The following is a 12,854-nucleotide window of genomic DNA, read 5'->3' on the forward strand; positions in this document are numbered from 1 at the left end:
GCTACAGATTAAACGTGGCAATAAAAGGTGCGTGATCTGATTCGGGATACTTGCTGTCATAAGAGAATGGCAAACTCTCGTCATGCAGGTTTTCGTTGTGTATCTCTGCGCTGATAAAGCAGGTTAACAACGACTGTGAAATGAGCATATGGTCGAGTAGATTTTTCTGGCCGTGGTGTAGATGGCTAAACTTTGTTGAATCGGCGATATTTCTGCTGCAAGAGATCAACACGCGATCCCGAAGGTTTAGGTTGTTGGTATTTTCCACTGCGCCGGTCATCGCCTCGATCGGCACTTCGCCAGGCGCGGCGTTAAAATCACCGCACACTACTATTTTTGCGTCAGGATCGGCATCGAATATCTGGTCTACCAAAATACGCGTTTCAAGCGCTTGTCCCACGCGTTTTATTGATGACAGGAAATAGCCCTCAGCCCACCCTGCCGCGCTATGCCAGCTAAAGCCGTTCTTTTGACCTGCAACATTGGATGCCAGTCTAGATTTTAAATGCAGGTTAATCATGTGAAGTTTAGAGCCATCGGGCAATAGCAATTTGGCATGAAGAATAGGGCGTTCCCAGCTCAGATCTTTGGCGCGCATTTCTGGTGGGTTAGCGGTGACTTTTCGATACGACAGCTTGGCGATGTGGTCATTTCGATATTGATATTCGGCCTCAATTTCAAATTTGGAAAGGATCACTAAATTGCGTTTGTCGTAGGGCGTGTTTTGGGTTTTGGTAAATGCCCGATGATAGTGTTCGTATTGGGTGCCTGCCAACACGGTATCAAGCGCAGATAAAACTCGGCTTGGATTATGACTGGTATGGGCGGATGTTTCCTGACCATGAACTTCCTGTAGACAAATAATATCTGCGTTGATGCGCTCGAAAGCAGCTTTAAGAATTGGCACGCGTTGATTCAGACTGGGATTGGTTTCGTCTGCTGGCGTATCTAAATTTTCAACATTAAAGGTTGCGATCCGCATGACGGCATCCTTGTGCCTTAGTGCCGATGATTACTCAAACTATAGATCCCTCGTCAGCGTTTAGGGCGACATATTTGTGTCTGGCTTTTTGCTCGACCAATTATGAATTTCTCTAAGTCATAGTCCTTGTAAGACGTAGCCTTTAGTCTCTCCAACAAGTTGGATGAACCATCTTTTATTCCAGTGACAGGGGAGACACAATGACAAAGCTTTTTCGCGACGAATACCTGTTGTTTATCGGTATTCTTACTGTCTGTTTTTTTAAGCTTGGTGGCGACCAAATGCTATCAGCCAGTGGGTTCTCAGTGGGTTCTGTTGTCGCCATTCTAGGGTTGTTTGGCGTGGTGATGGCCACAATCTTTGCGGTTGTGCGTCACTCTGATGCCTTGGCTATCAAACTCGGCGATCCACTCGGGACGCTGATCCTCACTTTGTCGGTGGTGTTGCTTGAAGTGGTGATGATCTCGTCGGTGATGCTGACGGGCGAGCCTAATCCCGTATTAGCCAGAGACACCATGTTTGCGGTGGTGATGGCGGTGCTGAATGGCTTGGTGGGTATATCGTTGCTGGTGGGGGGCTGGAAATTCCATACCCAAGAGTACAACAAAGAGGGGATTAAATCGTACTTGGTGGGGATCATCCCGCTGGCTCTGCTGTGTTTGGTATTGCCAAATTTTACTTCGCCGGAAGGCACGGGATCTATTACACCGACTTTAACCTGGACGCTGATCATCTCTTCTGTGGTGCTGTATGCCGTGTTTTTGTTTACTCAAACCAAAAGTCACACGCACTTCTTTGTCAATGATGAACACGAATCAGCACATGAAGATCATGGGCCGCTGGGTAGCAACTTGTTTCATTCGCTGATGCTGGTAGGTTATCTCACCATTATCATCCTGCTGGCTAAGAGTCTCGCGATCCCAATCAATGATGGCATTCATAGCTTTGGTGCGCCTGCTGCGCTGGGTGGTTTGATTGTCGCGCTGTTGGTATTAGCTCCTGAAGGTGTGGGTGGTATTAAAGCGGTGATGAAGAATCAAGTACAGCGCGCCATGAACCTGTTTTTTGGCTCCGTGCTGGCAACCATCGCATTAACTGTACCGGCGGTGCTGCTGATATCTATCTACCTGGCTGAGCCCATTACGCTTGGATTATCACCGACAGACATGGTGCTGCTCTTTGCTACCTTGATGGTGACCAGCGTGAGTTTTGCCAGTGGCCGGTCAAATGTACTGATGGGGGCTACTCACCTGATATTGTTCTTCGCATACGTGGTGTTGATGTTCGACTAAATAAACCTCAAGCACTATTGCCTTTTCGTAGGCTACTTATAACCTCCTTGGCCTGAGACCCATCAGGCGGGGAGGTTTTTACGTGCTGCAATCCCTCTAGTTTTGCGTTCTGCCTGCAAATTCTACCGAACTTGATTCCATAGCTGGCTTTTATCGACCACAATAGCCTGATTGGTTAGATTAAAATTCGATATTTGTTTCAAGGAGATAGTGGGCATGGTAAAGGGGATTGAAGATCTTGACCTTAACTTGATGCGTTTATTGAAAGCTGTGGTAGAAACCCGTAATACCCACGCCGCAGCAGGTCGGCTTGGTATATCTCAAACCAGTGTCAGTCGAGGTTTGGCAAAGCTAAGGGAGACTTTCGGCGATCAACTGTTTGTGCGCAAAGCCCACGGTATTGAACCTTCCGAGCTTGCTGAAAAACTCGCTGAAGCGGCCGACCAAATGCTGACGCCAGTGCTTAAAGTCGTGGAAAATTATCAAAATTTTGATCCCAAAATTTATACGGGAGAAGTCACTATCGTTCTGAGTTCTTACCTGTTAGATGTGTTGGGTAAAGGGATATATCGTGCGATTGATGATGCTCTTCCGCAAGCGACAATTAATCTGGTGAGTTGGCAACCGGAGACGTTGACCGATCTGTTAAAGGGTGACATTGATTACGTGCTGAACGTCTCTTCTTATCCTTTACCGCAAGAGGTCTACACTCACCCGTTGAAAGAGATCGCTTTACGCATTGTCGGACGTAAAAATCACCCGGTATTGTCGGCAGGCTCTGATTGGGAAACATTTCATTCACTGCCCATCGCGCGTGTTGTGATTGATGGGCTCAACACCAAGCATGCACCGGTGGAAGTGTTTTACCGTTCGAAAGGATATGAAGCCAACGTCAAGCTGGTGACACATAGCGTATCCGTGTTGACTGATAAGCTAAAAAGGTCTGATTTGATAACGATCTCTAGTAGTTTTCTGACCGATAACGAACCAGAACTCGCCACGTACCCATTGCCGACAGTGCCAAGAGAGATGAAAAGCATCACTATTTGCGGTGGCTATCTTCAGACTCGTCGCGGCTATCCGTTGAATCAATTGTTGCACCAGACAATGGAGCAGTACTTTGAGGCCTTGGTTCAACCAGCTGTCGAATAACACTGACCCTGCTTTTTATTAACAAATACCATCACTACTGTTTGAGTGTGTCTCGTGCTTGAAGGCATGACCGAGTACGAAATTTTTTAATCAGCAGGCTGATAGAGTAGGGGCAAACACGTTATTCGCTTTGCATTTTTGCAAGCATCAACTGTCGATAAAAAACATGACAGAACCATCATTTGCCATTGAGTTTATTCGCGTTTATCTCGCTGCCTTTCGGTTGGCTTGTATGCTTTGCATAGCCAAACCAAGGCCGAAGAGGTGCACTTGCAAGCGCGTTTTGACTCAGACTATCTGGATTACAAAGCGGGTGTGCGCAGGTGGATTTAGGCTTGGCTTCATCGTAAGGTTTGTTAGGTATCAGAATATTCGCGAGAAGGTGACAATAAGTCACTCATAAATCTGTTGAGTAACCCATGATAAGTAGAAAATTAGTCACCGCAGGTGTCATCATTGGGGGCCTGGCCGCAGCCTTGGTCATGTTTATCGCATGGCAATACAGCCCTCAGTGTGAGTTTGATTGTGAGGGCAGCGTCGATTGGCGCAACCTGCTGATGCTGGGGGGCGTGAGTTTTCTGCAGGTATTTGTATTTGTAGTTTGTTTGGTGCTTTTCATTCGTGCGATTAAACGTTTGTGACACAAAACTTCCTCTTTGAATCTCCCCTGTGAATTAATCATCAGTTTAGCTAAGCGCGTGTAAGGCAGAAACAGCCAATGATGAACTAGCGCTTCGTCAAATCCTTTTGACGTTGTCATCATCTTATTGCTTGGCAGCTTGCCTGTTGAACCAACGAATACACCGGACAGTGCATTTGCTTGGTTCAACGGGCGGTCAAATAGTCATGTCATCATTGTTAAAAAATAGTGGCTCGATAGCCCAAATGAGTTTGTAGTTTGGCGAGTTGTCGATGATTTAAATGATCGCTGAACAGGTACACATGGTCGAGCCAATAGATATCCAGCAACGCATGAATATCTCTCGCCAACGATTTCAAATTCATGCTTTCTTTATTGCCAAAGAAGCTAGATGTGACGGCCGATATATTTAGTCTAAGCGCTCGTAGTTTGTGATCGCGTTTATCCAGTTCTAACTGGGTTGATAACAGTTCCGTTTCTTCCCTTGAAGTGATGATGAGTACAGGCTCGCCGTCCCCCGTGTCCAGCAATCGGTAGCTGTTTTCGTTCAGTGTGATTTCGTTCATTGGGTGCCGCTCATCTCGGTGATTGATGAGGCAAAACTACATCGGTTTTGTATGGTTGTTGATGAATTATAGAAATTCAATTTTGGTGAAATGTAAGCGTGAAACTCACTGATGATGGCCCAAATATGAATTGATGAGATTCATCGACCATCCCCGCTGTTCAGCCATATAGTCCTCCCAACATTTTTTGCTTTTACCTATTTCAATGAATCCTTTTGGGAGGAACGCATTTTGAAGAGACTAAAGAAACAACCCTCAGCGATTATTGCGGGCGGCGCCTTACTGACAACATTGTTGGCGACGTCGTTGGTTGGATGTGAACCGGCAAAGCAGTCAACTAAGCAACCGGCCAAACTTGCCGATAAAAACCAATCTGAAACCCGCTGTCAGCTCGCCCATATGCCGACTGTAAACCAAGTAGCTTATACCGCCGCAGAAGCGCTGCCGGGTTACTGCCTGGTCACCGGCACCATTGAAGACGAGATCAACTTCGAGGTACGTTTGCCTGAAGAGTGGAACGGACGATTTGTTATGAGTGGCGGCGGTGGTTTCGTTGGTGATGTTGTTAACTACGTAGACGCTGCGTTCCCCGGTAAGCACTATGCCACTGCCGGCACTGATACAGGTCACCGCGGGCATCCATTGGACGCGAGCTGGGCAATTGATCATCCCCAGCGACTGGAAAACTTTGGCGGCCGAGCTGTGCATCTCACCACTGAAACGGCTAAGCAAGTCATTGAGCACTACTATGGCAAAGCCAGCGATCGTAACTTGTTTTATGGCTGCTCACGGGGAGGAGGTCAGGGCCTGATTGCAGCAGAGCGATACCCCCATGATTATGATCTGATCATTGCCGGGGCACCTGCCTATAACTGGACACATTACCTGGGCGGGCATTTCTCTATGATCAGCAACCAGATGTTTCCGGATCCAGCGCAAACTTCACACGCGTTAATAGGGGAAGAGCAGTGGCAGTTAGTGCATAACGCTGTGATGGCACAATGCGCTAGCGACTTGCCTATTCACAAGGGCTTAATCTCCGAGCCGTGGCAGTGTGATTTTGATGTGGCATCGCTGGCTTGCAGTGATGATCAAGACAGTGACTGCCTGAGTGAAGCACAGGTGAAAGTGTTGTCGCTGATCTATGACGGCGCTTATGACAGTCACGGCAACCTGATCGCTCCCGGTTTTTATCCCGGCGCAGAGATAGCTGAAGCCGGTGTTCAGCGTTGGCTTGCGGGTGGTACTGATGCACTGCAGCTGGACAATTTTCAAACGTCAGTAACAACATCCTACAGCGCCCCTCATACGCCAAACTTCTCTTATGCGTTTGGTCAGGGGATCATGAGGGACATGGTGTTTAATGGCTCATGGGAGCGCCTGGCTTACGATTTTGATCAACTGGATCAAGACACTGCAAAGGTAGCTAAACAGCTCAATATCGCGGGTACGGACCTGTCAGAGTTTCGTAACGCAGGCGGGAAGTTGATGATGTGGACAGGGCTGCGAGATATGGCGATTTCACCTGCCAGTACCATTAAATACTACCAACATCTGGTAGCCCAAGATCCCGCAGTGATCGATGATGTTCGCTTGTTTTTGATGCCGGGTGTTGATCATTGTTCCGGTGGTGATGGTCCATTCTGGGTGGATTTTCTCAACGAAGCTGAGCAGTGGCTGGACACAGGTGACGCACCGACCGAGGTTTTGGCATTAGGGGGCAATGAAAGCGACGGCTTTGCGAGTCGCAGTAAGCTGTGCGCCTATCCGGATGTGCTTGAATACGATGGTGAAGGTGAACTATTAGACCCAGAGAGCTATCACTGTCGCGAGGTTAAATATCCACCCATGTTCGTCTCTCAGGATAACGTGCGCGGGTTGGTGTTTTAACCTAGGCGGTTAAGTGCAATGCATTGAGGGGAAAGGTGTGATTTCACCTTTCTTCTCAAACATCATTTGCAAACGTCATCCCCTGTCCACGCCAAATATAAATTTCTCTAATTCATAGGGATTTTGCGGCGAATTAACTAATCTGTGGGTGTGAGTTCAAAGCTTTTTAAGGCTGAAACATGACGACAGTGATCACGAGACCTTTTCTAATTTTTTGCAGCATGCTGTTCAGCATGGCAATCGTTTATTCCTCGCCAGTGCTGGCTGAAGAAAGCGATGTGATCGATCTGAGCAGCCCGAAGGCGGCATTAGAGGGGTTCTTTGAATCGTCAGATGAACTGATTGAGCACTGGCGAAATGAAACGCTTGATTCTCAGGCGGGTATGAAAGCCTATTTCCAATCGGCGAAAGTACTGGATCTGTCATTAGTGCCTAATCGGAGTCGCCAAGTAGTGGTGATGGAAAGGATTATTCTGCTGCGGGAAATACTCGACCGCATTACAGGATTAGATATCAGCGCCTTGCCTGACGCGCAAATGGTCACTGAAAATGAGATATCCCACTGGCGCGTGGCAAATACTGACTTGGTGTTGGTGAAGCAAACCGAAGGTGATCTCAAAGGGCTATTCCTGTTTTCGGAAACCTCGGTGCAGAAACTTTCCTATTGGTACCATTTCATCCACAACTTGCCCTATGTCGTGAGTGATCGCGAAAATTATTATGATGAGTTTCTGGTCAGCCCGGGGCCGCTTTTGTCCCGCGATTTTATCCTGTCGCTGGACGAAAAATACCACCGTATCGCTTTAAGCCTGCCTGTGTGGCAGTGGATCGCCCTGGGTTTAATGGCATTGGTGAGCTGGGGGTTTCTGCGCTTTGTCTCGTATATTGCGACTAGCTGGAATGCATGGAAAGCACAAACCACCGAGCGGATCGGTTGGCGTATTGGCCATATCATCGCACTTATGTCTGCTGCGCTATGGTTGTTGCTGCTGCGTACCATCATTGATGATGGTATCTGGCTGTCTGGTGTGGTGTATCAGACCTTGGCGATATTGTTTTTGATCGTCCAGTTTGTGTTGATTGGCTGGCTGGTGATGGCGTTGATCAACCATGCTGCGTTGTTATTTGCCCATAGAAAAAGCACCACCGAGCATATCGATACTTCGCTGATCACTGTGTTAGCACGCATATTCGGGGTGATTGTCGTTATCCTGATAGGTTTATATGGCATCGAGTTTATGGGCTATTCGATCAGCCCGCTGTTGGCCGGTTTAGGTGTGGGTGGTTTAGCCTTGGCATTGGCCGTTCGGCCGCTACTGGAAAATGTCATTAACGGGTTAACGCTGTACGCCGATGGCGGTATAAAAACCGGTGACTTGTGCCGCTATGGTGACAATTTAGGCGTTATTGAAAACATTGGCCTGCGCTCAACACGCATTCGTACCTTAGAACGTTCAGTTATTACCATTCCTAATTCTGAACTGGCAAACATCGAAATTGATAATCTTGATCGCCGTGATAAGCGACGTATGGACCATACCTTGATGCTGCGCCCTGAGTTGTCCATGGGCCAGTTAAAAGTGCTATTGGTTAACCTGCGCCGAATATTTTTGCAGCATCCGAAAGTGGAAGAGGAGCCGGTCAGGGTGCGTTTTCTTGGCGTAGGTAGTTACGCGCTGGAGATCGGCATTGTTATTTATATTCGCTCCAAAGTGCATGATGAGTTCTTGTCTATACAAGAAGAACTGTTGTTTGCCGTACTTGAACAAGTCGACTTGGTGGGTGCGAAGTTGGCTTATGCCAATCAACGCCAGTCTGCAGGTGATGTTGAAGCGATCGAACAAGACAAGAAAGAGAAAGCAGATGAGACCGTAGCGCAGTGGGTGGAAGCGGAGAATTACCCATTTCCTGACTTTAGCTACGAGTATAAATACGAGATTAAAGACAGCTCAATCTACCCGCATCGTTCAGCATCTATTCGAAAGGATGCCACTAACACACTTGGATAGTTGTTGTGGTGACCCAATATGGTTCTTACTAGCCATTGTAATTAGCGAACGTACGATTGCTTTCGCTGTCAGACGGGATAGGGTTCCACAGACGGCAAGGCTGTTAGAGACGAGGCCTGTCGTGACTTGGCAGCAAAGGTTAGGCTGCAATGGTTTTTATTCAATGAAGAGGTTTGGCTTGAAACTAGACATGCAATGGGCGAGTGTTCGACCCGTATTAGTAATGTTGCTTCTGGGGGCACTATTGTTTGCCGTACCAGCAGCACAATTGCATGACAGCCAATCCCGTACCGTCAGCACGGCTACCTTTGATATCACAGATGTCAGCGCTAATGACCGTGAGTCACCTGATCCGGTCAAAACTGTTTCAGTGGAGCGTTCCAACGTTGCACAAACTAATACCAGACGCTTGTTTACTGATTTCTCTGATGAGGATTTCGCAACGCCTGAGTATTATCTGGCCCATGAATGGACACTGCCACCGGTCGCCGAACTGGCCATAGGCTATCAACAAACCGCGCCGCCTAATTTGGACTGGTGCCTAACAAACGTATCCCCCACATCCCGTATCTCGGGCTGGAAAGAGAGTAACCTCAGTTTCCGCCTAAATCATCCTATTCCCAGCTTCGCCTGATCTCGTTTTTTATACCGAGTAGCGCAGGCTAGATCTGTCTGTTTGCTGCCTTCATAACGGAATTCATTTGCTCCTATTTGAGCAACACAGGCGATTTGTCATGAGACGAAGTAAACCCCTATTGAACCACTATCCAAAGTGGAAATACCTGGTGCTTGGCGTCACCTTGTTGGTGATGCTGTTAAGTGCATTACCCACGATGTACGGTGAGCATGCCACCGTACAGATTGAAAACAATGATCAACCCACCTCCGTATTAGCACTGCAATCTCATTTGCAGGCCAACGGCATTAACACCTTACGTATTGACCAAGCAGGCACTCATACCGAAGTGGTGCTGGCAGACGCATCGCAACAAACCGCGGCGCGGGAGCAGTTAGCGGATCTGACTGGCGCTAATGGTCAGGTGACCATGGCGATGACGCCCGCTGCACCAGCGTGGCTACTCGGTATGGGGTTTACCCCCATTAAACTCGGGTTGGATCTACGCGGTGGCGTGCAGTTCCTGCTGGATATCGACATGCAGCCGGTTTATCAGGCGCAAAGTGAAAAGCTGGTTGATGAGCTGCGCCAGTATATGCGCGACAACGAGATAAGAGGCGCACGTATCCAGCTGCTTAACGACGAACGGGTGGGGATCATGCTACCGGCGAGCGCGAGTGAGCGGGAGATTGTTCGTCATTTACGCGACCAGTATCCGGGCTGGCAAATAATCCATAGCTCTGACAGAAGTGTTACGGCAATGCTGAGCGAGCAGGAGCAAACAGAGCAGCGTAACCTGACAGTACAACAAGTGTTGACCACGCTGCGAGACCGCATTCAGGAACTTGGGATTAGTGAAGCGGTTGTACAGCGTCAAGGCGCAGAGCGTGTCCGTATTGAGCTGCCCGGCGTGCAGGACCCTGCTGTGGCTAAGCGGGTGATCGGCGCGACTTCCAGTTTGGCGTTCTATGCCGTACAAGCCCCCCATGAGCATGGCGGTCAACGTATTGATGACGCCAATGGTCAATCCATTCCACTTGCTCGTCACCCAGTATTAACCGGTGAACATATTATTGATGCCCGCGCCAGCCGTGATGAGTTTGGAATGGCAGAAGTTAATATCACTTTGGACCGTGCAGGGGGCGCCAAAATGCGCGAGTTCTCTCGCGCCAATATCGGTAAACCGATGGCGACCGTTTACAACGAATATATGCGGGATGAGTTTGACCAAACCCAGCAGCATGCGGAAGTGATTAGCATTGCTACCATTCAATCTCAGCTGGCAGACCGCTTCCGCATTACTGGGGCGGGTAGCTTTCAAGAGTCACAACAGCTGGCGCTATTGCTGCGCGCGGGATCATTAACCGCGCCGGTCACCATTGTTGAAGAACGCACGATCGGGCCATCACTGGGCGCAGAAAATATCCAGAACGGTTTTGCTGCGCTTGGCCTTGGTTTGGGCGCCACCTTGTTGTTTATGGCGCTCTGGTATCGCCGTATGGGTTGGGTTGCCAATGTCGCGCTACTTTCTAATTTGGTGCTGTTGTTGGGGTTGCTGGCATTGATCCCCGGCACGGTACTAACGCTGCCCGGTATCGCGGGCTTGGTGTTAACCGTCGGCATTGCCGTGGACACCAATGTACTTATATTTGAGCGCATTCGAGAAAAACTACGGCAAGGCCACAGTTTAGCCATGGCGATAGATCAGGGCTTCAGTGGCTCGTTGCGCACGATCCTCGATGCCAATATCACCAGTTTGATCACCGCGTTGATCCTGTACTCCATCGGTAATGGTCCTATTCAGGGCTTTGCCATCACCATGGGCCTTGGCTTGCTGACCAGCATGTTCAGTGGGCTGCTGATATCCAGAGGCTTAATCAATTTGGTTTGGGGCCGTGACAAACGCCGGGAAGTGAGGGTTTAAAGATGATTACCAATAAAAATGCAAGTCAGTGGCGGTATGCCACCAGTGTGGTCTCGGTATTATTGATGGTGGTGGCGATACTCACATTAAGTGTTAAAGGGCTGAACTTTGGCCAGGATTTTACCGGCGGTGTGGTCAGTGAAGTTCGTGTTGCTGAGCATATCAACAGCCAAACCATCGTTAGCGGTTTATCCGCCGTGCAGGAAGCGGGCGTCTCCGCCGGTGTCTCTGTGGTTTCGGCCGGGGAGCAAGGCCGCTGGATGATCCGCTTTCCGGTGCCCGATGCTGGTATGGATTTAGCGCCGTTACAGGCAGCGTTAACTCAACTGGATCCACAGGTGGAGATACTCAACACCAGCATGGTAGGGCCGCAGGTAGGTAAAGAGATGGTGGAGCAGGGCGGGTTGGCGATGCTTATCTGTTTGATAAGTATCATGGCCTACCTTAGCTTTCGTTTCGAATGGCGACAGGCGTCCGGGGCATTGCTCGCGATGGTACACGATGTGTTGCTTGTGCTTGGGCTGTTCTCGTTATTACAGTTGGAAGTGAATTTAACTGTGTTTGCGGCATTGTTGGCGGTGATCGGGTATTCACTCAATGACTCCATTGTTATTGCCGACCGGGTACGGGAATTGTTGCAGGCCAAAGCCAAAACCAACACACCTCTGGCCGATATCAACAATCAGGCGATTGTATCAACCCTCACCCGTACCTTGATCACCTCGGGTACCACGTTAATGACCATCAGTGCCCTTTGGTTATTGGGGGGTAGTGCATTGGAAGGGTTTGCCATTACCATGTTTTTCGGGATTTTGGTGGGTACCTGGTCATCCATCTCAATGGGTACCTGTTTACCGGAACTGTTGAAGCTAAAAGCTGAACATTATCTGCCGGAGCCTTTGCCTGCTGGGCCATAGTAGCTTCATTTTAGCGTGATTACGGCAGCGTTGTTTATTTCAACGTCTGCCGTTCGTTCACCGCATTAACCCCTTAACAACATAGTAATTAGATCGCTATTTTTGTGCCCCGGGAGGCCAAGATGAATGATATTTTGTCGCTATTTGGCAACAGGATTTTTTGACCTTAACCGAGTCTGGTCAAACCATTATTCTATGTTGTTTGGTGTTAATTCTGTTGTTTGAGTCTAGCTTTGCGTTTTTACCTTTACCGGGAGACAGTCTGCTGTTTCTGGCTGGGGGATTGGTGGGGCTTGGCGTACTGGGTGCTTATCCAACCTTCATTGTACTGCCATTGGCAGCAGGTTTTGGCAGCTTAGTGGCTTATGAACAAGGTCGGTTACTCAGACATACTTCTTTCATAGATCGGGTTTATCGCTTATTGCCGCAAGGCAGTGCAGCAAAAGCGCACGACATGCTGAACAAACATGGCCTGCTGGCGCTGTTTATCTCTCGATTTATGCCTTTTGTACGCGTGTTGACCCCGATGTTGATGGGAGCAGAAAAGATCTCACGCCGGCGTTTTTTCGTCGTCAGTTTGTTGAGTGCGTGGCTTTGGGTGTTGCTGTTCTCTGTCGCTGGTTGGGCCATTGTTGCTTCACCTTTCTACGAGGCGCATCAAGGGATGATAAATAGACTGGCGGTGTTGATCCCGGTGTTTATGTTTGTTGTTGCCGTGATTGCGATCGTGCTCCGCTTGATCGTTAACAGAGCGGTGAAGGTGAATGATAAGCAACCCGCGCCCAAACGGTTGTTAGTGGATATGAGCAAAAATACGGTTTGAGGCGTGTTGCCGACATGAGCGTCAGTTGAACGAGCTAAATACA

At 48.8% G+C, this 12,854-nt stretch carries 11 protein-coding genes; 9 read left to right on the forward strand and 2 right to left on the reverse strand.

Annotation, left to right across the window (positions count from 1 at the left end):
- Nucleotide 1 precedes the first annotated feature (1 nt).
- Complete coding sequence (locus tag EZV61_RS13790) at nt 2-982, reverse strand: endonuclease/exonuclease/phosphatase family protein (protein ID WP_131416299.1); 981 nt, start codon at nt 980-982, stop codon at nt 2-4.
- 200 nt (nt 983-1,182) lie between these two features.
- Here EZV61_RS13790 and EZV61_RS13795 point away from each other — a divergent pair, with 200 nt between their 5' ends.
- The 3 genes from EZV61_RS13795 (at nt 1,183) to EZV61_RS13805 (ending at nt 4,067) form a co-directional block, all read left to right on the forward strand.
- Nucleotides 1,183-2,274, forward strand: coding sequence for a calcium:cation antiporter (locus EZV61_RS13795; RefSeq protein WP_131416301.1), 1,092 nt, complete (start codon nt 1,183-1,185; stop codon nt 2,272-2,274).
- A gap of 216 nt (nt 2,275-2,490) precedes the next feature.
- Complete coding sequence (locus EZV61_RS13800) at nt 2,491-3,426, forward strand: LysR family transcriptional regulator (RefSeq protein ID WP_131416303.1); 936 nt, start codon at nt 2,491-2,493, stop codon at nt 3,424-3,426.
- Nucleotides 3,427-3,845: 419 nt separating this feature from the next.
- Nucleotides 3,846-4,067 carry a hypothetical protein gene (locus EZV61_RS13805; protein ID WP_131416305.1) on the forward strand — a complete coding sequence of 74 codons (222 nt, stop codon included), beginning with the start codon at nt 3,846-3,848 and terminating at the stop codon, nt 4,065-4,067.
- A 217-nt stretch (nt 4,068-4,284) separates the two neighbouring features.
- On the opposite strand, the gene EZV61_RS13810 is transcribed toward EZV61_RS13805, so the two are convergent.
- Nucleotides 4,285-4,632 (reverse strand): hypothetical protein, encoded by a 348-nt coding sequence (locus tag EZV61_RS13810; protein WP_131416307.1) that lies wholly within the window; start codon nt 4,630-4,632, stop codon nt 4,285-4,287.
- 231 nt (nt 4,633-4,863) lie between these two features.
- Between EZV61_RS13810 and EZV61_RS13815 the strand changes: the two genes are divergently transcribed.
- The 6 genes from EZV61_RS13815 (at nt 4,864) to EZV61_RS13840 (ending at nt 12,811) form a co-directional block, all read left to right on the forward strand.
- Complete coding sequence (locus EZV61_RS13815; protein ID WP_131416309.1) at nt 4,864-6,522, forward strand: tannase/feruloyl esterase family alpha/beta hydrolase; 1,659 nt, start codon at nt 4,864-4,866, stop codon at nt 6,520-6,522.
- 233 nt (nt 6,523-6,755) lie between these two features.
- The gene (locus EZV61_RS13820) at nt 6,756-8,531 is read left to right on the forward strand and encodes a mechanosensitive ion channel family protein (protein WP_131416311.1); all 1,776 of its coding nucleotides are present in this window, start codon (nt 6,756-6,758) and stop codon (nt 8,529-8,531) included.
- Between the two features lie 163 nt (nt 8,532-8,694).
- Nucleotides 8,695-9,165, forward strand: a complete 471-nt coding sequence (locus tag EZV61_RS13825) for a hypothetical protein (RefSeq protein ID WP_131416313.1) — start codon at nt 8,695-8,697, stop codon at nt 9,163-9,165.
- 100 nt (nt 9,166-9,265) lie between these two features.
- A complete protein-coding gene (secD, locus tag EZV61_RS13830; protein WP_131416315.1) occupies nt 9,266-11,071 on the forward strand; it encodes a protein translocase subunit SecD in 1,806 nt (601 codons plus the stop codon).
- 5 nt (nt 11,072-11,076) lie between these two features.
- Nucleotides 11,077-11,988 carry a protein translocase subunit SecF gene (secF, locus tag EZV61_RS13835; RefSeq protein ID WP_205695390.1) on the forward strand — a complete coding sequence of 304 codons (912 nt, stop codon included), beginning with the start codon at nt 11,077-11,079 and terminating at the stop codon, nt 11,986-11,988.
- A 217-nt stretch (nt 11,989-12,205) separates the two neighbouring features.
- A complete protein-coding gene (locus EZV61_RS13840) occupies nt 12,206-12,811 on the forward strand; it encodes a DedA family protein (protein ID WP_165569613.1) in 606 nt (201 codons plus the stop codon).
- The last annotated feature ends 43 nt before the right edge of the window (nt 12,812-12,854 follow it).

Origin of the sequence: Corallincola luteus (genome assembly GCF_004336975.1) — a bacterium.
GTDB classification, from domain to species: domain Bacteria; phylum Pseudomonadota; class Gammaproteobacteria; order Enterobacterales; family Neiellaceae; genus Corallincola; species Corallincola holothuriorum.